Source organism: Bacillus sp. J41TS8 (assembly GCF_018333035.1).
In the GTDB taxonomy this organism is placed as follows: domain Bacteria; phylum Bacillota; class Bacilli; order Bacillales; family Bacillaceae; genus Bacillus; species Bacillus paralicheniformis.
Genome location: NZ_BORF01000007.1, coordinates 37,877 through 63,304, shown reverse-complemented (window position 1 = coordinate 63,304; position 25,428 = coordinate 37,877). Strand labels below are relative to the sequence as shown.

General features: G+C 46.7%; 23 protein-coding genes and 1 pseudogene. 3 read left to right on the top strand and 21 right to left on the bottom strand.

Translation table 11 applies throughout. The features are described 5' to 3' along the window. Nucleotides 1-7 precede the first annotated feature (7 nt). Nucleotides 8-1,234 carry a pyridoxal-phosphate-dependent aminotransferase family protein gene (locus tag KI350_RS11355; RefSeq protein WP_106071033.1) on the bottom strand — a complete coding sequence of 409 codons (1,227 nt, stop codon included), beginning with the start codon at nucleotides 1,232-1,234 and terminating at the stop codon, nucleotides 8-10. Between the two features lie 15 nt (nucleotides 1,235-1,249). Next, nucleotides 1,250-2,503 (bottom strand): allantoate deiminase, encoded by a 1,254-nt coding sequence (gene allC / locus KI350_RS11350; protein WP_106071034.1) that lies wholly within the window; start codon nucleotides 2,501-2,503, stop codon nucleotides 1,250-1,252. A 164-nt stretch (nucleotides 2,504-2,667) separates the two neighbouring features. Between allC and KI350_RS11345 the strand changes: the two are divergent. After that, a pseudogene (locus KI350_RS11345) lies at nucleotides 2,668-4,116 on the top strand (PucR family transcriptional regulator); the annotation flags it as partial. A gap of 76 nt (nucleotides 4,117-4,192) precedes the next feature. Here the strand turns inward: KI350_RS11345 and KI350_RS11340 are convergent. Further along, the gene (locus KI350_RS11340) at nucleotides 4,193-5,389 is read right to left on the bottom strand and encodes an MFS transporter (protein WP_212930482.1); all 1,197 of its coding nucleotides are present in this window, start codon (nucleotides 5,387-5,389) and stop codon (nucleotides 4,193-4,195) included. A gap of 180 nt (nucleotides 5,390-5,569) precedes the next feature. Next, nucleotides 5,570-6,976 (bottom strand): YfcC family protein, encoded by a 1,407-nt coding sequence (locus KI350_RS11335; protein WP_023856201.1) that lies wholly within the window; start codon nucleotides 6,974-6,976, stop codon nucleotides 5,570-5,572. Nucleotides 6,977-7,218: 242 nt separating this feature from the next. Between KI350_RS11335 and KI350_RS11330 the strand changes: the two genes are divergently transcribed. Both KI350_RS11330 and KI350_RS11320 read left to right on the top strand, forming a co-directional pair. Next, nucleotides 7,219-8,265, top strand: coding sequence for an anthranilate phosphoribosyltransferase (locus KI350_RS11330; RefSeq protein WP_236808605.1), 1,047 nt, complete (start codon nucleotides 7,219-7,221; stop codon nucleotides 8,263-8,265). A gap of 79 nt (nucleotides 8,266-8,344) precedes the next feature. Next, a complete protein-coding gene (locus KI350_RS11320) occupies nucleotides 8,345-9,166 on the top strand; it encodes an endonuclease I family protein (RefSeq protein WP_020452859.1) in 822 nt (273 codons plus the stop codon). Nucleotides 9,167-9,292: 126 nt separating this feature from the next. Here KI350_RS11320 and KI350_RS11315 read toward each other — a convergent pair whose 3' ends face one another. From KI350_RS11315 to metN, 17 genes are all read right to left on the bottom strand, one after another. Further along, nucleotides 9,293-10,132, bottom strand: coding sequence for an FAD binding domain-containing protein (locus KI350_RS11315; protein WP_023856203.1), 840 nt, complete (start codon nucleotides 10,130-10,132; stop codon nucleotides 9,293-9,295). 221 nt (nucleotides 10,133-10,353) lie between these two features. Then, a complete protein-coding gene (locus KI350_RS11310) occupies nucleotides 10,354-11,475 on the bottom strand; it encodes an NAD(P)/FAD-dependent oxidoreductase (RefSeq protein ID WP_023856205.1) in 1,122 nt (373 codons plus the stop codon). 64 nt (nucleotides 11,476-11,539) lie between these two features. Continuing rightward, complete coding sequence (locus KI350_RS11305) at nucleotides 11,540-12,400, bottom strand: DMT family transporter (protein ID WP_020452862.1); 861 nt, start codon at nucleotides 12,398-12,400, stop codon at nucleotides 11,540-11,542. Nucleotides 12,401-12,430: 30 nt separating this feature from the next. Beyond that, the gene (locus KI350_RS11300) at nucleotides 12,431-12,814 is read right to left on the bottom strand and encodes a hypothetical protein (RefSeq protein ID WP_023856206.1); all 384 of its coding nucleotides are present in this window, start codon (nucleotides 12,812-12,814) and stop codon (nucleotides 12,431-12,433) included. Nucleotides 12,815-13,342: 528 nt separating this feature from the next. Then, nucleotides 13,343-14,464 carry a Rap family tetratricopeptide repeat protein gene (locus KI350_RS11295; RefSeq protein WP_065643726.1) on the bottom strand — a complete coding sequence of 374 codons (1,122 nt, stop codon included), beginning with the start codon at nucleotides 14,462-14,464 and terminating at the stop codon, nucleotides 13,343-13,345. Between the two features lie 564 nt (nucleotides 14,465-15,028). Further along, nucleotides 15,029-15,322 carry a hypothetical protein gene (locus tag KI350_RS11290; RefSeq protein ID WP_025809825.1) on the bottom strand — a complete coding sequence of 98 codons (294 nt, stop codon included), beginning with the start codon at nucleotides 15,320-15,322 and terminating at the stop codon, nucleotides 15,029-15,031. A gap of 229 nt (nucleotides 15,323-15,551) precedes the next feature. Then, nucleotides 15,552-16,949 carry a Fe-S cluster assembly protein SufB gene (sufB, locus tag KI350_RS11285; protein WP_020452865.1) on the bottom strand — a complete coding sequence of 466 codons (1,398 nt, stop codon included), beginning with the start codon at nucleotides 16,947-16,949 and terminating at the stop codon, nucleotides 15,552-15,554. An 18-nt stretch (nucleotides 16,950-16,967) separates the two neighbouring features. Continuing rightward, complete coding sequence (sufU, locus tag KI350_RS11280) at nucleotides 16,968-17,414, bottom strand: Fe-S cluster assembly sulfur transfer protein SufU (RefSeq protein ID WP_020452866.1); 447 nt, start codon at nucleotides 17,412-17,414, stop codon at nucleotides 16,968-16,970. Then, nucleotides 17,404-18,624 carry a cysteine desulfurase SufS gene (gene sufS / locus KI350_RS11275; protein WP_020452867.1) on the bottom strand — a complete coding sequence of 407 codons (1,221 nt, stop codon included), beginning with the start codon at nucleotides 18,622-18,624 and terminating at the stop codon, nucleotides 17,404-17,406. Before sufS ends, sufU begins: the two co-directional genes overlap by 11 nt. Continuing rightward, nucleotides 18,624-19,937, bottom strand: coding sequence for a Fe-S cluster assembly protein SufD (sufD, locus tag KI350_RS11270; protein WP_023856210.1), 1,314 nt, complete (start codon nucleotides 19,935-19,937; stop codon nucleotides 18,624-18,626). The genes sufS and sufD overlap by 1 nt, the downstream gene beginning before the upstream one ends. Nucleotides 19,938-19,954: 17 nt before the next feature. Continuing rightward, nucleotides 19,955-20,740 (bottom strand): Fe-S cluster assembly ATPase SufC, encoded by a 786-nt coding sequence (gene sufC / locus KI350_RS11265; RefSeq protein WP_020452869.1) that lies wholly within the window; start codon nucleotides 20,738-20,740, stop codon nucleotides 19,955-19,957. Nucleotides 20,741-20,962: 222 nt separating this feature from the next. Further along, nucleotides 20,963-21,898, bottom strand: a complete 936-nt coding sequence (locus KI350_RS11260; protein ID WP_023856211.1) for a cation diffusion facilitator family transporter — start codon at nucleotides 21,896-21,898, stop codon at nucleotides 20,963-20,965. A 123-nt stretch (nucleotides 21,899-22,021) separates the two neighbouring features. After that, nucleotides 22,022-22,156 (bottom strand): YuzK family famiily protein, encoded by a 135-nt coding sequence (locus tag KI350_RS23520; RefSeq protein WP_257007291.1) that lies wholly within the window; start codon nucleotides 22,154-22,156, stop codon nucleotides 22,022-22,024. A 155-nt stretch (nucleotides 22,157-22,311) separates the two neighbouring features. After that, nucleotides 22,312-22,695, bottom strand: a complete 384-nt coding sequence (locus KI350_RS11255; protein ID WP_031305044.1) for a carboxymuconolactone decarboxylase family protein — start codon at nucleotides 22,693-22,695, stop codon at nucleotides 22,312-22,314. Nucleotides 22,696-22,787: 92 nt separating this feature from the next. Further along, a complete protein-coding gene (gene metQ, locus KI350_RS11250) occupies nucleotides 22,788-23,618 on the bottom strand; it encodes a methionine ABC transporter substrate-binding lipoprotein MetQ (protein WP_023856213.1) in 831 nt (276 codons plus the stop codon). A gap of 13 nt (nucleotides 23,619-23,631) precedes the next feature. Continuing rightward, nucleotides 23,632-24,300, bottom strand: a complete 669-nt coding sequence (locus tag KI350_RS11245; RefSeq protein ID WP_003185053.1) for a methionine ABC transporter permease — start codon at nucleotides 24,298-24,300, stop codon at nucleotides 23,632-23,634. After that, nucleotides 24,293-25,318 carry a methionine ABC transporter ATP-binding protein MetN gene (metN, locus tag KI350_RS11240; RefSeq protein WP_023856214.1) on the bottom strand — a complete coding sequence of 342 codons (1,026 nt, stop codon included), beginning with the start codon at nucleotides 25,316-25,318 and terminating at the stop codon, nucleotides 24,293-24,295. The genes KI350_RS11245 and metN overlap by 8 nt, the downstream gene beginning before the upstream one ends. Nucleotides 25,319-25,428 lie beyond the last annotated feature (110 nt).

Sequence of the window (25,428 nt, the reverse complement as noted above, 5' to 3'; positions counted from 1 at the left end):
GATTAGCCTACTCATGATAGAAATCCAGAGCCGCCTGAAGCGCATTTCCCGGCGATACACAAGCACCTGTCCGTATGAGCACCGCTTCGAGAGCCGCCAATGTAAAAAGAACATTTTCTTTCCGGCAGCTGTACCCCATCGTTCCGATTCTCCATATCTTTCCGGCCAACGGCCCGAAAGAGCTGGCGATTTCGACGCCGAAGTCGTCGAGCATCATCTTCCTGACAAGATCCGCGTCAACCCGATCAGGCACTTTCACACAAGTGACGGTCGGCAGCTTTTTCGGGCCTTCCGTAAACAATTCGAGGCCCATCGCTTTGATGCCCTTGATTAACGCTGCTTCATGCAGCCGGTGTCTTGAAAATCTCTCAATGAGCCCCTCCTCAAGAACGATCCGTGCTCCTTCGCGCAAACCGTACAGCATCGAAGTCGCTTCTGTATGATGGTTGAGGCGCCTCGGACTCCAATAATCCATCAGCATGCCGAGGTCAAAATAATTGCTGGAAATCGGCAAGCGTCCTGTTTCAAGCTCGATATCTTCTCTTGTGGCAATCCCCCGTTCTACCTTTTTCCTTTCATTGATGCGCTTTTCAACCCGGCTGTTAAACGTGATCGGCGCCATACCGGAAGGAACGGATAAACACTTTTGCGTACCTCCGACGACCGCGTCAAGGCACCATTCATCCGTATTGACATCCGTACCCCCGATAGTAGCCACCGCGTCGACTACACAAAGCACATCAAGCTCCCGGCAGGCCCGGCCGATTTCTTCGAGCGGCTGAATGCATCCGGTTGACGTCTCGCCGTGCACAACCGCGACGATCTCCGGTTTCGTCCGTTTGATTTCGGAGATGATCTCTTTCGGTTCAAAAACGTCTCCCCACGGGCATTCCATTGTATAAACATCCGCCCGGTACCGTTCGCAAATTTCGGCCAGCAGATAGCCGAACCGTCCGAAAATGGGAATGAGCACCCGGTCCCCCGGTTTGATGAGACTGGCAAGGACGGCTTCAAGCCCGGCCCGCGATGTTCCGTCTATCGGAAATGCCCATTTATTTGTCGTTCGGAAAATCTGCCGGAGCAGCGCCATGACGTCATTCATCATGTCTGTAAATGCAGGGTCGAATTGTCCCAGTACAGGTGAGGAAAGCGCCCTCAGCACTCTCGGATGAACCTCAACAGGACCGGGAGTCATAATTGTTCGTTTCGGAATATTCATTTCGCCAATTGTCATGATCTTTTTCTCCTTTCATTCATATGCCAGCCTGTATAATACATGGGTCAAGAGCTCAACGCCAGCTGCAAGATCAGCCGGTTTTGTCCATTCTTCCGGCGAATGGCTGATGCCGTTCCGGCTCGGAACGAACAAGAGCGACGTCGGGCAATGCGGGCCGAAAACCTGGGCATCGTGCCCCGCCCCGCTGACCATCTCCTGATAGGACACGTCAAGCTCCTCGGCCGACTGCTTCGAGAGTTGGATCAAGTCCTGATCCATCCTCACAGGCTTCGCATCCGTCGTCTGCTCAACTGTGATCTGAACGTTCCATTCGCCGGCCAGCTCTGTGAAATAAGCAAAAATGTCCTCGCAATACCGGTTCAACACCGCTTCATGATGATGGCGGAGATCAAGAGAAAAAACAGCTTCGCCTGATATAACATTCGGCACATTCGGCTTTGCTTCAATCCTGCCGACCGTTGCCGTTAAATGCGGATAAGCGGCTTTAGCTTTGTTCGTCAAATAGGTAATGCACAATGCCGAGACGGCCACCGCGTCTTTTCTGGCATTCATCGGCGTCGTTCCGGCATGGTTGCTTTCTCCTTTGACCATAACCGTAAACCGCCTTTGTCCGACGATGTCTGTGACAATGCCGATTTGACGGCCGCTCTCCTCAAGAATGCTCCCCTGTTCAATATGAAGCTCAATAAAGCACTTCGCGTCACGCCTGAACGGGCGCCTGTACTGCCGTTTTCCGAAACCGCAATCTTTCATCGCCTGCTCGATCGATACTCCGTTCTGATCGTGCACAACCGGCGTCTTTTGACAGTCAAACAAGCCCGTTAAATTCCCCGATCCCCAAAAAGTCAAGGGGAAACGGCTTCCCTCTTCCTCGCACAAAGACACGACTTCGATCGACGTTTTCGGCCGGCCGTACGTATCCAGAAGGTGTTTGGCAGACAAAAGGCTCGCTAAAATCCCGTATGCCCCGTCGAATTTCCCTCCGTTGATGACCGTGTCAATGTGTGAACCGGTCAGGATCGCTTTCGCATGATTCTCTGTACCTTCTATTCTCCCAAACAGATTTCCGGCATCATCGAAGTACGGCTCTATTCCCCAGCCCTCCATCTTTTCCTTTAACGACTGCTGAGCGCTGAGCCACGGCTTTGAATAAAGGAGCCGTGTCACCCCTCCTTCTTCGCTTTCTCCGAATGATGCCAGCCAATTGATCATGTCTTCGATATTGCGGGCTGTATTTTCTCCGGTCTTATGAATACCAATGGTCATGTAAAGAAACTTCCTTTCTATTTTCTTGTTATATTTCTTTACAACTCTCTATATAAATACAAGTTTACTGGTAACATGAAAAATAAACATCGGCAGAAATGTCACAAATCCGCTCATTTTTTGTTGAAAATGACTAAAATGGCAAAGGAGGTCTGTACAGATCAATGAATATCTATGACATGATGAACCTCCCCGTGTTTAAAGGCGCAACGCTCGCCGCCGGAAAAACGGGAGGGACCCGGAGCATCGAACACATCAATATGATGGATGCGCCAGATATTGCCGATTATCTGCATCATGGCGAGCTCCTCGTCACGACCGCATACCATTTAAAAGACCGGCCTTTTTTATTGAAGGAATTGATTGAAAGGATGATCAGGCGGGGCTGCGCCGGACTCGGCATCAAAACGCGCTTTTTGCAGAAAATACCCGACGAGGTAATCAAGCTTGCCGACGAGCGGTCATTTCCGATCATCGAGCTAAATGAAGACATCCGCCTCGGTGATATTGTCAATCATACACTGAGCCATATTTTAGACAAACGGACGGCAGAACTCGAACAGGCCATCGCCGCCCAAAAAAAATTCACAACCCATATTATGAGCGGAAAAAGCATTCAATCGCTCTTGCATAACGTCTCTGCTGTTTTGAAGCTTCCCGTTCTTCTATTCAATCAGCATCTCAAGCCGATCGCCTCTTCAAAAGCGGATGCCGCCGGGACGCTGTCGCATTATGAAGGAATATTTCAAAAAGGAAACAGAACGGGGCTCACCTGCTTTTCAACGCTTCCCGACAAACAAACTTATTCGGTATTTCCGATCTATACTCATGAAAAAAAATGCGGCTTCCTCGTTGTCTGCGGGATGATTTCCGCTTCAGACAAAGGCTTGCTGTTAACCCTCGAACAAGCCGCCAATGTCATCGCCTTTGAGCTGCTGAAGGAAAATGCGCTCAAACAATATTTGCGAAGAGCGCGGAACGAGTTTTTCAGCAATTTTTTGGACGGCGCCTTTTCCTCCGCTGAAGAAATTAAAAACCGGGCCAAAGAATTTCAGCTCAAGTGGGATCAAAAATATGTGTGCATCGCCGGCAAATTGGACCGCCGCGAAAAATCGCTCAGCTTCACGGAAAATCAGCTTGAATCAGATACCGTGTTCGAACGCCTGGAAGAAGAGCTGGTTGACTTCCCGTTTCCTCCGCACCTTTTCACAAAGGGAAACGTATGCTTCCTGCTGGCCGAAGCGACGGACAGCTGGGCTGAACTGAATGCAGCCGTCGGCGGATTTTTAAAGACGTTTCAGCGTCATGCAGCGGAGCACTTTCAGCGGACAATCTCTTTCGGAATCAGCAACCTCAGCCATCAGCTGAGCGACGTTCCGTACATTTGCAAAGAAGCCGTCGACGCGCTCCATTCCGGCCATTTGTCCGGCAGCACGGAGTTCATCCAGACGTACCATATGAAAGACGTCTCTGAGCTTTTGCGCATGATTCCGGCTGATGATTTGAAGACATTTTACACGCATGCCCTGCATCAGCTTGCCAGCCTGCCGAAGGATGACCAGGGGCTCCTGCAAACATTGTCCGTCTATCTGGAAACGCACTGTCAGATTTCGGCGGCAATCGGAGGATGTAAAGCTGATGATTTGAGCATTTCACTATAGAAAAAAGCCGGCATATGTGCCGGCTCCCTTATACTTTTTCGGGAATTGCGCGCGTCTGCTGCTTCCGCCCCCAGCTGACTGCCGCCAAAAAGCTGAGCACGAGAACGACCGCACCAAAAATATATGGAATTTCCACGTTCACATCGAATAACAGACCGGCCACCGTCGGTCCGACAATGTTGGCAAGGCTCATAAACGCATTGTTCATGCCTGCGGCAAAGCCCTGTTCATCACCGGCCATTTTTGAAATCAGCGTATTAATTGCCGGACGAAGGATGGACGTCAGCATGAAGAAAACAATTGTTGCACCGAAAACGAGCCAGTACGAACCGGCAATCGAGCAGACCACAAGCGCTGCGGCTGAACCGATCAGCGTCATGTTCATCAGCTTTTTTTCCCCGAAGCGGTTCGTCAGCATCCCGAGGGCCACCGCCTGGACGAACACGCCGATCAAGCTTGCCGCTGTAATGACAAAGGCAATGTCTCCCGGTGTAAAGCCGTGCTTATGATCGACATAAAGGCTGAATACCGCCTCAAAATTCATGATCCCGAAGTTCAGGATGAACACGAGGACAAACAGAAAAGCATACGGCGATCGCAGCGCGCGCGCCATTTGCTTAGGAAGCGGTTCGCGCTTTTGAGCGGAGCGGCGCTTTTCAAGCATCTTTTCTTGACTGAGCGTTTCCGGGAGGACAAAAAGCGATAAAACCGTCGCCAAGCCGGCTAATCCGGCTGACACGTAAAACGGAAAAGTGAGCCCGTACGCAGCCAAATATCCGCCGGCTCCCGGACCGATGACAAAGCCGAGAGACATCGCGGCGCTGATCAGCCCCATCCCTTTGCTTCGATCCTTTTCCGATGTGATGTCGGCGATGTAGGCAAACATGGCCGGCACCAAAAACGCCGCTCCCGCTCCGCCGAGAAGGCGGGAAACAAACAGCAGCCACATCTGGCTCGCCAAGGCGAAAAGCAACTGGGAAACCGCAAACGCACCGATGCCTAAAATGATCATTTTCCGTCTTCCGTATTTATCGGTCATTTCCCCGGCAACGGGCGAAAACAGCAGCTGGGTAATACCCGAAGCCGCAATCAGCAACCCGAGCGTGCTGCCTGACGCGCCGAATTCTTCTATAAACGTAGGCATGAGTGGAATAATCAAGCCTATACCAAGCATAACGATGAACACGTTCAGCATGAGAATATACAATCTGGCCATTTTTTTCATCCGCGGATACCTTCCTTAAAGCCCGATAATACCGGACAATCTTAAATTCGATCAATTACTAAATTAGTATATCCACAGATAGGTTCAAAGTCTAGTTTTTTCATATTTTTGCATATTTTTTCTTCTGAAGGAATGATGGGAAAATAAAAAAGCGGAGGATTCCCCCGCCTTTTTATCCATTTACGACCAGCCGACAGCGTTAGCAAACAGCAGGAAAAGCACGGCCGCTCCCATCCAGAGGCAAAACAGCGGAAGGATGAATCGCAGCCACTTGTTCCAGGCAATCCGGCTGATCGCAAGCGTCGCCATAAAGTAACCCGATGTCGGAAAGACGATGTTTGAAAAACCGTCGCCGAATTGGAAAGCCAGAATTGCCGTCTGCCGCGTAATTCCGACAATATCAGCCAAAGGCGCCATAATCGGCATCATTATTAAAGCCTGTCCGCTTCCGCTTGGAACAAAAAAGTTAAACAGCATCTGTGTGAAAAGCATCGCCGTAACCGTTAAATAAGAAGGAAGTTGTGAGACCGCATGAGACAAGCCGTAAACAATCGTATCCATGATCTGCCCGTCGGCCATAACGACCGCAGCAGCTCTTGCAATGCCGCAAATCATCGCCCCGACGAGCACTTCTTTAAAGCCCTCATTAAAGGACTCGGCAATGTCTCTCGAGCTCATGCCGGCAATGTAAGCAGGAATGATGCCGAGCGCGAGGAAATAGCCCGCCATTGTCAGCATATCCCACCTGAAATAAATGACACAGCCAATCAAGCCGGCAAACAACCCAAGCGCCGCGATACCGGCCCATTTCACCCGTCTGCCTGCTTTAAAAGCAGGCACCGCTTCTACTGCTTCTTTCCCCGTCAGGCTTTTTTCAGGATGCGCCCTGACCTTTTCCGCATATTTGAGCACATATACAGCGGCAATCGCCGTAATGACAACAAAGATGACCGCCCTGTACCCCATCCCTGAATAAAGCGGGAGACCGGAAATCATTTGTGAGGTTCCTACGGTAAAAGGGTTTGTCAAAGCGCTCGTAAAGCCGGCGATCGTCCCGCACAACGCAATTGCTGCTGCTGTCATCCGGTCATATCCGAAAGACAGCAGCAGCGGAAGAATGACAGGGACGTAAACGATGGAAAGCTCAGGCGTCCCGATAAAACAGGAAATGCCGGAAAAAACGAATATTAAAACAGGTGTAACGAAAACCGGTTTGTTCCTGAACTGACCCGCCAGCAGACGGACACCGAGCTCAATGACAGACGCTTTCCGCAGAACGGCAAAAGCGCCGCCAATCACAAATGTAAACACGATAATCGGAGCCGCTTCTGTCATCCCTTTCGGAACAGCCGTAAGCAACCCCAAGATATCAACCGGCGTCTGTTCGATCCGTTTGTAGGACGCCGGATCAATCATTTCCCTGCCGTCCGGACTTTCCACCCGTTCATATTCGCCCGCCGGAATCACATATGTCATAAGCGCCATTAGACCAATCATGACAGCCAGAATGACATAAATATGCGGAAATTCCTTTTTGCTTTTTTCTTTCTTGTTCACGTCTTCTGTTTTGTAAGCCGGCATTCCCATTTTCGATCATCCCCTTTTCCATGTTAACTTTTTTAACATATTAAATGATTACAGCATTAATCGCATTGAAAAATCCTCTAAATTTCAGCATGTTTTCAGTTAAAATACCTAAATCTACACGGCCAATCCAGAAAATCGTCATATTTTCTATCAAGTATTAAGCCGACAATCTCGACTGTTCCTTTTCTGCATTTTCATGTAAAGTCATAAGAAAGATCAGCATGTAAAGGAGAGAGTTCACATTGCAACAGTGGATTAAAGAAGTCGCAAGAGGAAAAAGGGGCGCCCGCGATTTAACTTATGAAGAGGCCAAACAGGCTGCAGAAGCGATCGTTACGGGAAATGCCAGCCCCGTCCAGACCGCCGCATTCTTAATAGCGGAGCGGATGAAAACAGAGTCCCCTGAGGAATTGCTCGCGTTTACCGAAGCATTGCGGAACAGCTCGAAAACACTGAACCTTTCCAAAGCTGTAAAAGATGCGGTCATCGATTTTGCGGGACCTTACACAGGAAGACATTCTTTTTTAGCAACCATTCCCGCCTCGCTCCTTCTCGCAGGAAACGGAGTCCCCGTGTTTCTCCACGGCAGTGATGCATTGCCGCCCAAATATGGAACGAGTGTAAAAAATGTCCTGGACAAACTCGGAATCCCCTCTGAGACTGATCCTGCGCAAACGGCACACTCACTGGAAGAGGCCTCAATCGGATTCGCAGCCGCCGAAACATTTTGCAAACCGTTTGTTCGGATGAGGAAAATTCGCGAAGAGATCGGCATCCGCACCGTGCTGAATACAGCTGAAAAACTGGTCAACTTCTCTGATGCCGACAAGCTCATGATTGGCGCATTTCACCGGACGGCCATTCAGAAAATGCATCCCGTTTTTCAGCACTTGACGTACAAAGAAATGTTCATTGTCCAGGGGGCGGAAGGCTCGGAAGACGTACCGGTCCACAGAGGCAGCTTTGTGTTTACGATAAAAAACGGCGTGATCGATTCCTTTATATTAAAGCCGGAAAAATTCGGGCTTTACGCAGATGAAGCAAAGCTCAACAAACCGCTGTCTGCTGAGGAACAGGCGGAAAAAATAACGGCCGTTCTCGCCGGAGATGAATCGGCCGATACCGAATACGAAAGAAAACAAGTCATCATGAATACCGCATTGCGCTATTATTTGTTCGGACACTGCGCGGCCATTGAAGAAGGCGTCCGAACGGCGGAAAAACAGCTGAAAGAAAAAGCCGGCCTGGAAGCCCTCGAGAGGTGGAAAGCTTCATTTACAAGACCGTAAGAAAACCGTAACCAAAATGATATTTCCTTTTCATGAAAAGATTGGATAATGGAAGAAATGAAAAGGAGGGAATCGAAAGATGAACCGAAAGTGTCTCATACCGTTTATTTTGATGCTGTCAGCGATGTGCGCGCCCACCCAAAACGCAGAAGCCTTCCAGTTGTTTTCCTTACACGTCCAGCCCCATCAGTCCTCGGCTCCGGCGGATTACTATGAACAGGCGCAAGGCAAAACAGGCGAAGCTTTAAAACAAGCGCTTCACGACACAATCGACGATCATAGAGAGCTTTCTTACAGCGAGGTATGGGAAGCGCTGAAAGCAACGGACGAAGATCCGGCCAATCGAAATAACGTGATTCTCTTATATTCCAGAGAGTCGCGCTCTAAACAGGCGAACGGGGGGCAAACTGGCGATTGGAACCGCGAGCACGTATGGGCAAAATCGCACGGTGATTTCGGAACAAGCAAAGGACCCGGAACAGATTTGCATCATCTCAGGCCCAGCGATGTGCAAGTAAACGCCGCCCGCGGAAACCTTGATTTCGACGAAGGCGGCAGCCCCTATCCCGGTTCTCCCGGAAACCGCTATGACGGCGATTCCTGGGAACCTGACAAAAGCATTAAAGGCGATGTCGCCAGAATGATTTTCTATATGGCGGTCCGCTATGAAGGGGACGACGGCCAGCCGGATCTTGAAATGAACGACACAACGAACAACGGATCTAAACCGTACCACGGAAAAATGTCGGTTTTATTGAAATGGCACCATGAAGATCCTGTCGATGCCCTTGAAAGAAAGCGGAACGACATCATCTATCAGCAATACCAGCATAACCGCAATCCATTCATTGATCACCCTGAATGGGCGGAGGATATTTGGGGCTCAGGCGTTTTGAATTGAACAAAAAAAGCGCCTGCCCGGCGCTCTTTTTTTAAACCTCTCTTTTTTTGTTCAGCACACCGATTTTAGGGCCAGTTCAAATTCATGGTATCCCGCGCGCCTGCAAATATTGGATTCAAGCGCTTGTCAAAACGTCTCCTTCTTCAGCATGTCGAGAATGTCAAACAGCGTATGTTTGATGACAAATTTGCGATACTCAGCGGAACCCTGCGCATCGTCCAAAACAGGGCCGGGAAAGCGGCTGATCGCCTTTTCCACCCTTTGATCTACAGGGAGCGATTCGTCATTCAACGCAGATTCCACTTCTGATGAACGAAACGGAAAAGGGCAGACACCGCTAAATGCACAGCGGACGCGTCCGTCTATTTCAAGAGCTGAAATCGTCGCCAAAGGATATCCCGTATCCCATTGCTGCCTCACTTTTATGCTTGCAAAAGGCTGATGAAGATAGCGCTCTTCAATCAAAAGGAAAATGAGGATTTCTCCCTTGTTCAGCTTCAGCTGCTGATCGAATACGTCGTGAATCAAATAGCGCTTTTCCCCCTTGTCTCCGATCGTCACCACTTTGCTGTCGGTTAATAAAAAAGGCAGCACTGCTTCGCGGTAAAAGATCTGCCCGCAAATATTGCCGCCAAGCGTAATCTTATTGCGCGCCGTATGGTCGGCCACTTCCCTTACCGCTTTGCTCAACAATGGAAAGCCGCCGTTTTCCGTGATCTCTGTCAATGTTAATGCTGAGCCTAAAGCGAGGTGGCGCCGTTCAAATTGCAGAGTTCTGCACTCAGGTATGTCTTTAATATCGATAACGGCATTTGGATGAATCACACTCAGCCGTCCTGGTATCAAATGTTCTGTTCCGCCGGAAAAATAAGCCGGCTTTTTGCCCTTGCGCTCCAAGCTTTGAAAGAGCTTTACCGCTTCCTGCGCAGATTGGGGCCTGTAATACTCAAAGTCAAACTGGATCATGGCGACCCTCCTTTTACTTTCCAAATTTGTTCGGGAATCAGAGGCGGCCGATTCAACCGAACACCTGCCGTTCAAAAAAACCGGCATGCACTACGAAGAAAGTCAGATGGTTTTCTCAAAATTTTCCTCCATGGATTTATATTGAAAAATTTTCTATTTTAAAACTGTAAACAAGAAAAAAGTTCACTCTAGCTTCGAGTGAACTTTTTTTGCAACATGATTCAACTTTCAAGCGCGCCGGCCGGATCATATAAAGCGATATCAAGCTCAGGCTCTTCTCCCAAGGCGAGTCTTGCCAATTCCGCGCCAAGGTAAGGACCTGACGTGAGCCCTGAAGCGCCAAGGCCGTTGGCAACAAGCAGCCCGCAAATGTTCGGCAATGAGCCGATCACGGGGAGAAAGCCTGGTGTAAACGGCCTGAATCCTACACGCGTCTCAAGCAGCTCGCTCAATTCCAAACCCGGCGCAACAGCAAGCGCCTTTGAGAAAATTTCGTGAAGGCCGCCAGCCGTTACCCGAAGATCATCAAGCTCCGCTTCATTTTCGTGAGTAGCGCCGGCAACGATCCGGCCGTCTTCAAATGCCAATATGTATTGGTCATTCGGAGGCATCACAACAGGCCAGCTGCCGGTATCCGCCTCCGGAAGACGAAGATGAACAATCTGCGCTTTTTGGTGGCTGACTGAAAAACGCACGCCGAGCGGCTTCAAAAGCTCGTCCGCCCAAGCGCCCGCTGTGACCAGCACCTGATCAGCGTATATTTTTTTGTCAGCTGTGGAGATCCCTGTTACCCGGTTTCCTTCATAGAGCAATGAAGCGTTTCCGGCAACAACTGAAGCTCCGTATTTCTGTGCGGCATTCACAAGTGAGCGGCGGAGCAATTTTCCGTTTACGCGCGCGGCGCCGCTGATATGAACCGAGCCGTACCCCTCTGCCAAAGGCGGAAATAAACGCTTCGTTTCCTCATGGGATAAACGGGTGATCTCGCCGATTTCAGGCGCATCCTTGCGCCTGAGATGCGCCCGTTCTTCCATTTTCTCCAGCTTTCGCTCGTCTGTATGCAAGCTGATAGCGCCTGTCCGTTTATACCCCGTCTCCGATTCTCCGTCAGCTTCAAGCTGCTTGATTAAATCGGCGTAGTACGCCGCTCCGCCTTTTGCAAGCTTGTACCATGCCTGGTTTCTGCGCTGCGAAAGCCAGGGGCAGACGATTCCCGCCGCGGCATCTGTAGCCCTTCCCCGCTCTCCGCGGTCAATCAAGGTCACTTCCGCGCCCTTTTTTGCAAGATGATAAGCGGCAGAAGCGCCGAGGACGCCCGCTCCGACTACAATAAAAGATTTCATGATAAACACCTTTTTCATTTCTGTTTATTTACAAATATAACGGATCACATCGATGGAACACAACCTAACCAACGGCTACCGATATCACGCCAAGCACCATAAAGACAGCCGCGACAATTCTAAGCCGTCCGAAACCTTCAGACAACAGAACCGCCCCCATCACCGTTCCGATTAAAATGCTGATTTCCCGAACCGGTGCCACATAGCTGACCGGAGCAAATACCATGACACTCAGCGCCAAAATATAAGCCAAAGAGTTAAAAACCCCCACCCCGACAGCTTCCATCCGGTGATGCTTCCACTCAAAGCGGACTTCGCTCCAGCTTTTCGCGGCAAAAGGAGTCAATATGATCAGACGGCCGAGCGTATTGCAATAATCAAGCAGCAACGGCGGAATGAGAAACCGGCTGACCGCTGCTTTATCAAGGAGGGTATATGCGGCAATAATACCGCCGACCGCCAGCCCGTAAAGAACCGGTGTGAGCGAGCCTGATTCTTTTAGCCGCTTGACTCCCCCTGTGAAAAAAAGAATGCTGATCACAATCAAAAGAATCCCTGTTATTGCGGGCAGCGTCAATGACTCGCCAAAAAAGGCGACCGCCAGCACACAGGTGAGCAGCGGGCCAGTTCCTCTCGCAATAGGGTAGACGAGGGAAAGGTCGCCCTTTTTGTACCCTTTTTGAAGAACAAGAAAAAAGCCCAAGTGTGCAAGGATGCTCGCCATGATAATGGCAAGCTGCCAGATGCCGATCTCAGGCTTTTCATATATGACAACACCTATGGCCAACGGCGTGTAGACAACGGCTGCAATCGCTGTGAACAGCCAGATAAATGGAACGCCTCCATCGGCTTTTTTTGAAAGGTAGTTCCATGATGCATGGATAAATGCAGAACATAATAATACACAAAAACCCACGGCAGTCATTACACAGCCCTCCGTTCATCATAATGGAGCTCAATGTTTGATGACAATGTAGCGCTTCAATTCCCCATGCCATTTCTTTCCTTTAACAGCATCCACCCAGACGTCATACTTGCCCGGTTTCAGCTTTTTCGTCGGGAAGCTCACCCGAAAATGAGATTTTCCGCGTGTTAAATGAACATCTCGATAGATCAGGACAGTTCCTTTTTTATTGATCAGCCGGACAGCGATCATCGTTCCCGTAACAGGACTTTTTCCAGTGACAACGATCGAAGTGGCTGATTTCGTATATGTATTGGCATCCGTCCTGAATTTCACCGCGCCTTTGGAAGGCATAGCAAAGGCTTCTGTACTCCCGGCAAATGCGGCCAGCAAGAAAACAGCGGCTGTCAACACAGCCTTTTTCAACATTTTCACTGGTCATATCCTTTCTTATACAGTATGAATGTCACATGCTATACCCTTCATTATACATGACAATATGATCTAATAAAGATATTTTACAAGAAGATCCTGTTCTTCTTTTAATGGACAAATACTGTATAAGTGGGTGAAAGGGGATGATTTAAATGTATGAAGCTAAGGTGAAAAGATTAAGACAGGTATACAAATTGTTGATGAAGATGGGTATTTTCATGATGATCTTTTTCTCGCAGGCAGCCTTGTGGAAATACTCGTCGATCGAATAGCTGTTGAAATTCTTTAATAAGCTCAACGAGACTCCAAGTATGAAAAAACGCGCGATCCGTTTCTTTATCATGCGTAATTAATAAAGCCCTGCTGGAAGAAGGGCTTTTACTGACTGAGTATCATATTTTTAGACTGGGATAGTTAGTTTAAGAAGCGAACCTGTCGGCTACTTTGTAGGTGGGAGTTTCTGCTTTAAAGGAAGACGATCCTGCTACTCCAATAGCTCCTAGCAACAGAACAAAACAAATCAATAATTTAGTTTTCATGTAGAAAAGCACTCCTTTGAATTTGTCTTCTCGCATTAACTGTAATCCGGTAAAATTCAACAGCGTCTCGAATTTTTTCTTGTTTCTCTAAAAGGTCTGCTGTGACGAAACCATATTCCTCCATATCTGCATACATACCTTTTTCTTCGAAGAACTTGAACGATTCCCGCACCATGTCTAGGTCAAATGAAAGATAAAGCCCTTTTATTAAGTCAAACTTCGCAAGCAGATCTGAATTTTTGTTCTTTTTAGCCAATTCTTTGCCCTCAAAGTACAAGTCATCAGTAATCGACAACTTGCCTTGCTTCGCCCTTACATGCGCGAGGTTAAATAACGTTTTAGGCAAGAAACCGTGCTTCTCCTCATTATACAAATTAAGGGCTTTTTGAAAATGATCAGTTGCTTTATCAAGTTCTTCCAGTTGATTATAACATATTCCGATATTTAAATGTGATGAACCCATAAGGTGATGGATTCTTTGTTTCTCTGACTCTTCAAGTGCTTTATTTAAATTATGTAGAGCCTTTTCAGGATACATTTGATCTAACCAATTACCCGCAATGATAAACTGACTTTGCACTCGACGCTCACCGTAAGTTTCATACTTTTTGTATATGTTAAACGCACGACTTGCGTAATTCATTGAAAAGAACGTTTGCTTCATATGGTAATAAACTTCAGAAGCTTTGAAATAGAATTCAGCTCTTTCCAGTTCATCACAATCAAAAGAATCGAGTTTTTTCTCCGCATCCCTATAAAAATTCAACGCAAGTATTAATTCTTTTTGTCTGAAATGATACATCCCAGCAAAAAAATGAAAATAATAATCTAACATCCCTTCCAGATTATTCTGATCGCGAATTTTTTTAAAATCATCAAACCGACTATCTAAATTAACACCGGGATTTGAATACATATAATCAAGTTGAAGATTGTGTCGAAAGAGCAGTAAGTTATAATAAACAATTACGTCCTGGTTTTCTTCCATTTGCGCTAGTTCTTTTTCAACTTCTTTTTTTGTATCCTCAGCCTTGCCTGTCCAATTGTTTTTTAATGCTGTATACCAAAAATTCATTTTCGTCGCAACCAAATCATATGGTATTACACTCACTTATCCTCTTCCTTTCTCGTAAGATTATAATTTTTCAGAAAAATCAACAGATTTTTCCTTTTTCTTCACAGTCATCATTTTACATAAAAGAATAATTTTTCACAACAACATTCTAAGAAATCTTTAAAAGTTAGAGGTTCTTTGACCTAATCAATTTGATACATTTTTACTGTTGAATTTTAGGATTATAAAATGGGGATCAGAAAAGTAGTAGGATTATATATATCTGTTGGTATGATAAAAGGTAGTATAAAATGCGGTTTCTTTTGTTGAAACGTATCGTCACAGAATCGTTAAGAGAATATAAAATTGAGTCAGAGTTCTGACCGCACTTATCAAACCAGTGTTCCTCCGAACCGTATGATATTATAACTCAAAATTGAAACCGGCAAGCCGAAAAAAAACCGTAGATATACCCCCATCTTGTCAATAAAAATTGAAGACAGGCAATAGTTTATATCTACGGTGCACAAACACATAAAATGATGACGGGTAAACAAATCGAAATCTGCTATAACCGATGGACGCCCCCTACCACCTTGTTTAAAGTTGCTTAAAATAGTCTTAACCACAAATATTAGTCGCTCTGCTAATTAAGCTCCAAATCCGCGGAATAATTTGGTTTATCTTATTATAATCCGGACCTGCGACAACCACAATTTCATAAAATCGATATTGATCAATTCTTAAATGCATAATCACAACTGTGTGATCATCGGTTAAGCAGGTAACTGCACGGGCATGATTCACTACATTTGAGTAGTAATACCTTAACTCATTTGCTATGCATTCCTTGTGTCGTGCAATGTCTGAATAACTGTTGATGTTGGCTGAATAATTGACCGATGGATAAGCCATTTAATTTTCCCCCTCAGATAATTTCCGAAAGTTATTATTTTCCAGTCATCAATTATATGCCTACTGCAAGTTAATTGTTACTTCTAAGAAATAAGTTATTCTCCCTGTTGTTGAATAAAAAAAGCAGGGTTTCCCCTGCCAATCCCCACTGCTGTAGAGAGATCAAACAAATACTTAGAAAAAAAGAAGAAGACGAACTTCAAAAGTTCGCCTCAACATTTTTTATATATTAACCAATAGACCCTTCCATTTCAAACTTGATCAAACGGTTCATCTCAACCGCGTATTCCATCGGCAGTTCTTTTGTGAACGGCTCGATGAAGCCCATGACGATCATTTCTGTTGCTTCTTCTTCAGAAATGCCGCGGCTCATCAAGTAGAAGAGCTGCTCTTCAGATACTTTTGATACTTTCGCTTCGTGCTCCAATGAAATGTTGTCGTTCAAAATTTCATTGTATGGGATTGTATCAGAAGTTGATTTGTTGTCCATGATCAGCGTGTCGCATTCGATGTTTGAGCGGGCGCCTTCGGCTTTGCGTCCGAAGTGGACGATTCCGCGGTATGTGACTTTTCCGCCTTGTTTTGAGATCGATTTTGAAACGATTGTGGATGACGTATTTGGTGCAAGGTGAATCATTTTCGCACCGGCATCCTGATGCTGTCCTTTTCCTGCGAGAGCGATAGAAAGCGTCATACCGCGCGCGCCTTCGCCTTTCAGGATAACGGCAGGATATTTCATTGTCAGCTTGGAGCCGATGTTTCCGTCGATCCATTCCATTGTCGCGTTTTCTTCACAGACCGCACGCTTTGTCACAAGGTTGAAGACGTTGTTCGCCCAGTTTTGAATCGTTGTATAACGGCAGTATCCGCCTTTTTTAACGATGATCTCAACAACCGCGCTGTGAAGGGAGTTTGTTGTATAAACAGGTGCTGTACATCCCTCTACATAGTGAACGTGAGCGCCTTCGTCGACGATGATCAGCGTCCGTTCGAACTGTCCCATATTTTCTGAGTTGATGCGGAAGTATGCTTGCAGCGGAGTATCAACTTTTACGCCTTTTGGCACGTAGATGAATGATCCGCCGGACCATACCGCAGAGTTCAAGGCCGCAAACTTGTTGTCAGTCGGCGGGATGACTTTTGCCCAATGCTCGCGGAAAATGTCTTCATTTTCTTTGAGGGCGCTGTCTGTGTCTTTAAAGACGATCCCTTGAGACTCAAGATCTTCTTTCATGTTATGGTAAACGACTTCTGACTCATACTGCGCAGATACACCGGCCAAATATTTTTGCTCAGCTTCAGGGATTCCGAGCTTGTCAAATGTTTGTTTGATTTCCTCAGGAACTTCGTCCCATGATCTTTCTGAACGCTCAGAAGGCTTTACATAGTACGTGATTTCATCAAAGTTCAATGAGTTTAAATCTCCGCCCCATTGCGGCATTGGCATATTGTAGAAGTGTTCAAGAGATTTCAGGCGAAAGTCGAGCATCCACTCCGGCTCTTCTTTCATGCGTGAAATTTCCTCAACGATTTCTTTTGTCAATCCCCGCTCTGAACGGAAAATGGAAACGTCTTTGTCGGCAAAACCGTATTTATATTCGCCGATATCCGGCATTTTCTTAGCCATCCATTTTCACTCCAATCTTTATTCGTTATCGCTGTTTTCTTTGGAAACGCCTTTTTCAAGGGCTTTCCATGACAATGTTGCACATTTAATCCGGGCCGGAAATTTTGAAACGCCTTGCAGGGCTTCAATATCGCCTAAATCGATCGAATCGTCGTAGTCTTTGCCCTGCATCATATCTGAAAAGATCTGTGACATCTGAAGGGCGGTCTCCACGTCTTTCCCTTTGATCGCCTGTGTCATCATGGACGCAGAGGCCATTGAGATTGAGCATCCTTCGCCTTCAAATTTTGCATCTTCTACTTTACCGTCTGTTATCTTCATCGTCAGTCTGATTCGGTCACCGCATGTCGGGTTGTTCATATCAACAACGATGCTGTCATTTAAAACCCCTTTGTTTCTCGGGTTTTTGTAGTGATCCATTATCACCTGGCGATACAGTGTATCTAAGTTCACATTAAAAGACATTTGTGAAATACTCCTTTGTCTTCTGAAGAGCTTCAATCAGTTTGTCGATGTCTTCTTCCGTATTATACAGATAAAAGCTTGCTCTGGCAGTGGCGGAAACGTTCAGCCATTTCATCAAAGGCTGTGCGCAGTGATGACCGGCTCTGACGGCGACCCCTTCTGCATCAAGCACGGTTGCCACATCGTGCGGATGAACGTCTTCAAGGTTGAATGTCACGAGTCCTGCACGTTCGGCAGGACCATAGACAGTCGCGCCTTCAAGCTCTTTAAAGCGCTCCAGGGCGTAGGCCGCCAAACGGTGTTCATGCGCCAATATTTCGTCAAGTCCGATGTCTTCAAGGAAGTCAATCGCCGCTCCCAATCCGATCGCACCGGCAATGATCGGTGTGCCGGCTTCGAATTTCCAAGGCAGCTCCTTCCAAGTCGATTCGTAAAGACCGACAAAATCGATCATTTCTCCGCCGAATTCTGCGGGTTCCATGTTTTCAAGCAATGCTCTTTTTCCATACAATACCCCGACCCCGGTCGGACCACACATTTTGTGGGCTGAAAACGTGTAGAAATCGCAGTCCAAATCCTGGACGTCAATTTTCATGTGAGGCGTGCTTTGCGCACCGTCTACGACCATGACCGCGCCGTTGTCATGCGCGATTTTGGCTATTTCCTTAATCGGGTTGATCGTACCGAGAACGTTTGAAACATGCGCAGCCGAGACGATTTTTGTATTTTCCGTCACCGTTTCCCTGACATCGTCCAAGGAAATGGTTCCGTCTTCCTGAAGCGGAATGTACTTCAGCGTGGCGCCGGTTGCTTTGACAGCCTGCTGCCACGGAATAATATTCGCATGGTGCTCCATCGGTGTAATGACGATTTCATCACCAGGCTTGAGGTTTGCGCGGGCATAGCTGAGCGCAACCATATTCAGGGCCGTTGTCGTACCCCTTGTAAAAATAATTTCCTGCATAGACTTCGCGTTTATAAACTTCCTGACCTTCTCACGAGCTCCTTCATATCCATCCGTTGCTTTCGTTCCTAATGTATGAACGCCGCGATGGACATTGGAATTGTAAGAGTTGTAATACTCATCAAGCGTCTCGATGACAACGCGCGGCTTCTGCGAGGTTGCCGCGCTGTCCAAATAAACGAGATCGTGTCCGTTGACCTGTTGGCTGAGAATCGGAAACTGTTCGCGAATATCTTTGGCATTCATTATTTTACTTTCCTTTCAATCACAGAGACCAGCTGCTTCTTCACGCCTTCGATCGGAAGTTCATTGACAACCGGTGCGAGGAAGCCGTAAATGACGAGGCGCTCTGCTTCTTCTTTTGGAATTCCGCGGCTCATCAAATAGTAAAGCTGAACCGGATCGACGCGGCCGACGGATGCAGCGTGCCCTGCCGTTACATCGTCTTCATCAATTAACAGGATCGGGTTGGCGTCGCCGCGCGCTTTTTCACTCAGCATAAGAACGCGTGATTCCTGCTCTGCATTTGATTTTGACGCGCCGTGCTCGATTTTTCCGATGCCGTTGAAGATCGAAGATGCGGAATCTTTCATAACGCCGTGTTTTAAAATATAGCCTTCTGAATGCTTTCCGTGATGAATGATTTGCGTTGTAAAGTTTTGAGTCTGTTCTCCTCTGCCGACGACAACCGTTTTCGTATCGCCGAATGTGCCGTCTCCATGCAGATTTGTCGTGTTTTCAGAAACGGTGTCTCCGTCATTCATTAAACCGAGCGCCCATTCAATTTTGCTGTCGCGTCCGAGTGCAGTTCCGCGGCGGCTGACATAAGCCGTCACCCCTGCGGAAAGGTTGTCGACCGCACCGTATTGCACGCGGGCATTCGCGCCTGTGATCACTTCTGACACGATGTTAAAGACCGCTTCCTTAGGGTTCACAGTGCTGATGTAGTTTTCTACATATGTGACTGCACTATTGTCATCAGCAACGACAAGTACATGGTTGAAAAGCGTTGTATCATTGCTTTCATGGACATAAACAGCTTGCACCGGCGCTTCCAGTTCGACGTTTTTCGGAACGTAAAGGAAGGCTCCGCCGTTCAGGAGGGCTGCATGCAATGCCGTTAATTTATGCTCATCGGCTTTTACGCCGTCTTTCATAAAGTATTTTTTGACTAGCTCGCCGTGTTCGCGGAACGCAGTATGAATATCTGTAAAGATGACGCCTTTATCCTGCAGCTCTTTTGAAAGAGAAAGGTAAGCCGGCGTCTGGTCTCTTTGGACATAAAGCGTTTTGTCTTCATTTCCAAGATCGATCAGCGATTTGACCTCATCTGAAAGATCATCCAAAGAATCAAGCGGTTTATTTTCTACAGTATGCTTATCAAACCGTGTAAAATTCCAATTTGTAATTTTCGTTTTATCAGGTTTCGGCAGCGGCAGATCTTCTGCTTTTTCAAGCGCTTCTAAGCGTAGATCTTGCAGCCATGCAGGTTCCTGGTGCTTCTCAGAGAAGCTTTTGACATATTCCCGATCTACAGATAGTTTTGTTTCCAATGTCATGTTTATCCCCCTAACGCTTACGCTTCTTGACCGACAGTTTCGTCTTCGATTCCAAGCTCATGCTTAATCCAGTCATATCCTTCAGCCTCAAGGCGCTGCGCCAGCTCAGGTCCGCCGGATTTCACAACGCGGCCCTGCATCATGACGTGCACATGGTCAGGCGTAATGTAGTTCAAGAGGCGCTGATAGTGCGTGATGATCAGGCAGCCGAAGTCCTCGCCGCGCATTTTGTTGATTCCTTTTGAAACGACTTTAAGGGCGTCGATATCCAAACCTGAATCGATTTCGTCAAGAATCGCGATTTTCGGTTCGATCATCATCAGCTGAAGAATTTCGTTGCGTTTTTTCTCACCGCCTGAGAAACCTTCGTTCAAGTAGCGCTGCGCCATATCAGGATCCATTTCAAGAAATTCCATGTTTTCGTCCATTTTGCGGATGAATTTCATTAAAGAAATCTCGTCGCCTTCTTCTCTGCGCGCGTTGATCGCTGAACGGAGAAAATCGGCATTTGTAACACCGCTGATTTCACTCGGATACTGCATAGCCAAAAACAGGCCGGCCTGAGCGCGCTCGTCCACTTCCATTTCCAGAACGTCCTTGCCGTCAAGCGTGATGCTTCCTTTTGTTACTTCGTATTTAGGGTGCCCCATAATCGCCGCGGATAAAGTTGATTTACCCGTTCCGTTCGGTCCCATTACAGCGTGGAATTCCCCGCCTTTTATTTCAAGGTTTACACCTTTTAAAATCTCTTTTCCTTCAATCTCAACGTGAAGATCTTTGATTGTTAATGTCGAAGCAGCCATGAAATATACCTCCAATATATATAATCATCATTCTCAATTTATTCTCATTCTAATTTTATAACAAATGAAAAGTGAATACAACAATAGTCTTCCTATCTTTTCGTGTACATGTTCTCAAGTTTAACAAAAAACGTTTTGTTCTTAAAGAGATTGGGACAAGAAAACTTCCCGGACGAGAGATGTGTACCTTACAATCAACAAGCTATAGAAAAACAGCGGGAATTACGAGCGGGAACGGTTTGATCCCAGGCTGCACGATTCATGACGGGAACAGCGCTCCCCTTCTATTTGGACCGTCACATGCTCCACGTTGCATTCTTTCCTTAGATATTTTGATACTTGTTTTAAGATTCTATCCCTGTCACTGTTTTCGTCTGCCACGATATGGCAGCTTAATGACGGCATATCAGATGAGATCGACCAAATGTGGAGATCGTGAACCTCTCTGACTGACGGAATGGAAAGCAGGCCGTTTTTAAGCGCTTCCGCATCAATGTCTTTCGGTTTTCCTTCCATTAATATATGCACCGAGTCTTTCGTCACCCGCCACCCGCTGACAAGAACCAAAGCCGCGACGGCGGCGCTTGCGATTGGATCGGCGATATTCCAATTGAAGAAAAGCATGAGGAGGCCTGCGATAATCGCGCCGAAAGATCCCAGCATATCGCCGATGACGTGCAAAAATGCGCTCCGCATGTTTAAATTCCCGCTTGTGTCGCCTTTCATTAATATCCAGGCTGCAGCAATGTTGACGAACAAACCAACCGTTGCAATCACCAGCATGCCACTGCCGGCGACTTCTGGCGGGCTGAAAAAGCGGTTGTACGCTTCCCAAAAGATATAAAGTGAAATCAAAAGCAAGGTGATGCCATTGATAAACGCAGCCAAAATTTCAAAGCGCCTGTAGCCGAATGTTTTGCTCACAGTTGCGGCCTTTTCCCCAATTTTAAACGCCAAGAGGCTGAAACCAAGCGCTGCAGCGTCGCTGAGCATATGTCCCGCATCTGACAGCAAAGCGAGGCTGTTCGTCAATATCCCGCCTATCACTTCAATGATCATAAAAGTAAAAATTAAACCGAAGCTGATGTAGAGCGCTTTTTGATTGGCTGATCGGCTGCCATGGTGGCTGTGACCTGTGTGATCGTGAGAATGAGCCATCATAAATCCTCCTTTTAATATATGATCATATATTCATATTTAAATTTTACCTTTTCCTTCACTTATGGTCAAGCGGATTCTAAAGACATATAGAAGGACGGATTGACATCCGCCCCCCTCGTTTTATCCGATCATGGGTAAATTTGATACGATCTGCTTGCTTTTTTGATGCTGCTCTTCGCGCCTTTTCTCAACTTCAAGCCGGTTCACATGGCTTCTGCTGTACTCCTCGTACCCCATTCCATGCGACTTGTGCATCGCTTTTTCCATTTCGGCCGTGAATTCAAGGTCAAGCTGATCTTGGCTTGAACAAATAATGAATCATCCTTTCAGAGATTTTCTTTCATAGTACCAGTTATATACAAACTCTTCAAAGATGTGTGTGCTTTCAATATGCTTTCACGGATGAAAAATTAATGCTTCATTTGCTGGAATTCTTCCATCGCCTGCAGAACGAGCGTGACAGCTTGGCTCATGGCCGCGCCCCCGCCAAATGCCGCAGTTACGCCGACCGCTTCAAGAATTTCTTCCTCCGACGCTCCGCAATCCAGGCAGCCCTTGATATGATAAATAATGCAATATTCATCTTGTGTATTAACACTGATGCCCAGTGCGATCAGCTGCTTATCCTTTTCGCTGAGCGCGCCTTTTTTAAAGCATTCCTCTGTAAATTCGTTGTATTTGGCGGCAATTCCGGGCATTTTTTCGGAAAAGATGCCGATCCCTGCTTTATATTCATGCAGTGCGGATTCGATAATGCTTTCTGATTCATGCTGATTCACGTTTTGTTCCTCCATTTTCAGTTGGTAGTCTTTTTTTATTATGAGCCTCTTTTCAAAAAATACGCGAAAAAACCCCGGTTTTCTCCAAAACCGGGGTGTTCTTTCATTTACTCAGAAACAGAAATGACAGAGCCTTCATATTTTTTGTCGATGAACTTTTTAATGTCATCAGAGCGCAATACGTCCATCAGAGCTTTCACTTTGTCAGAATCTTCGTCGCCTTTGCGGACGGCGATGATGTTAGCGTAAGGATTGTCTTTTGGAGACTCAAGCTCGATTGAATCAGTTTTCGGATTGAGCTTGTTTTGGATCGCGTAGTTCACATTGATGAACACTGCGTCAGCTTCATTGGCTTCGTATGCTTTTGCCGTCATTTCAGGCGCCACATCATTTTTGATTTTGAGGTTTTTCTTGTTTTCTGTAATATCTTTTACTGTCGCATCCACTTTTTCAATGCCTGATTTCAGCTTGATCAGTCCGGCATTTTCAAGCATTGCAAGCATGCGGCCCTGTTCAGCGGCGTTGTTGCTCATAATAATTTTTGCACCGTCAGGAAGGTCTTTTAAAGATTTATACTTTTTAGAGTAAATACCGAATGGCTCAAGGTGTACCGCGCCGACGTTAACAAGATCGTAGTCTTTATTTTCTTTCATTTCCTGTTCAAGATACGGGACGTGCTGGAAGTAGTTCGCATCGAGATCTTTCGTTGCAAGCGCCTTGTTGATCAGTTTGTAGTCCGTGAAATTTTTGATTTTAAGCTCATAGCCTTTTTCTTTCAAAAGCGGCTTTGCTTCTTCAAGGATTTCAGCGTGAGGCGTCGGCGTCGCTCCGACTGTGATGACTTTGCTGTCTTTATCCCCTTCGCTGCTGGAAGATCCGCAAGCGGCTAAAACGCCTGCAAAAATGATGAATAAAGCTGTTAATAAACCTTTTTTCATGTTGATGTCCTCCCTAACGTTTGTCTAATTTATTTGTTATAAAATCCCCGATAAACTGGATGATAAACACAATAGCTAAGATGAAAATAGTGGCGATGAGTATAATATCGGGATTGTTCATCTGAAAACCGTTTACATAGGCAAGGTTCCCGAGTCCGCCTGAACCGATTGCTCCGGCCATCGCCGTCGAACCGATCAGTGCAATCGCCGTAACCGTAATGCCAGAGATCAAGGCCGGCATCGATTCGGGCAGGAGCACTTTAAATATGATCGTCGATGTTTTGGCTCCCATCGATTTTGCCGCTTCAATCACGCCTTTATCAACTTCGCGCAAAGCGATTTCAACCAGGCGGGCATAGAACGGAGCGGATGCGATAATCAAAGCCGGAAGTGCGGCGTTCGGCCCCAAGATCGTGTTCATTAAAAACTTTGTGAAACCGAGCAGCAAAATAATCAATATAATAAAAGGAATAGACCTGAACACATTGACGATTGCCGAGATTACACCGTTCACGACCCGATTCTGCCAAATGTTTCCTTTAGAAGTCAGATACAGCAGCATACCGAGAATCACTCCGATGATAAAAGCAAACAATAGGGAAATTCCTGTCATATATATCGTTTCATACGTAGCTTCCCACAGCTGCTCCATATCTACGTTTGGAAACAGTTTTTCAAACATTCGTGATCACCTCTGCTTCTACTTGACGGCTCTTGATGAAATCGACCACATCATTGACCTCGTTTTCATATCCATCGACATGAATGAACAATGAACCGTATGCGCCGTCCTGAGTTTGCGAGATTTTGCCTTGAAGGATGTTGACTTCAACATCGAACTTCCGAATGATCTGTGTGATCAGCGGCGATTCGGCCGCTTCACCGACGAAGGTGAGCTTGATCGTCCGCCCGGATGTCGTTTCTTCGAGGAAATGCTTCAGCGTTTCCTGTGTTTCCACCGGTTCTGTTACCTGCTGAACAAAGCGCTTTGTCATTTCTTCCTGCGGCTTGAGGAATACGTTCAGCACATCGCCTTCTTCCACGACCTTTCCGTTTTCCATGACGGCCACTCTGTGGCAGATTTTCCTGATAACATGCATTTCATGAGTAATCAGGACAATGGTCAGTCCGAGCCTTTCATTGATATCGGACAGAAGACCCAGGATCGAGTCAGTCGTCTGCGGATCAAGCGCTGATGTCGCTTCATCGCATAAGAGAACTTTCGGATTGTTTGCGAGCGCCCGAGCGATGCCGACGCGCTGCTTTTGGCCTCCGCTAAGCTGTGAAGGGTAGGCATTTTCCTTGCCTTCAAGTCCGACAAGCTTTATCAGTTCAGCGACTCTTTTCAGACGTTTTGCTTTGCTGACACCGGCGATCTCCAGCGGAAACGCAATATTGTCGCGGACCGTTCTTGACCACAATAGGTTGAAGTGCTGGAAAATCATGCTGATTTCCTGCCTTGCATTCCTCAGCTTCTTCCCTTTGATCTCACTGATTGTTCTGCCGGCTACTTCAACCGTGCCTGAAGTCGGCTGTTCAAGTCCGTTCAAAAGACGGATCAAGGAGCTTTTTCCAGCTCCGCTATATCCAATAATTCCGAAGATTTCACCTTTTTTAATCGTAAGGGTGACATCCTGGACAGCATTGACATCTCCATGCTTTGACCGATAAATCTTTGAAACATTTTGAAGATTTATCAAAAGCCATCACCTGCTTTCTTGCTCAATTCTCATAGTTGTCTAAATTCCTGATCAAACAATGAAAAAAGCCTTTCTGCACACATGAGCAGAAAGGCTTTTGAATAGTCTGG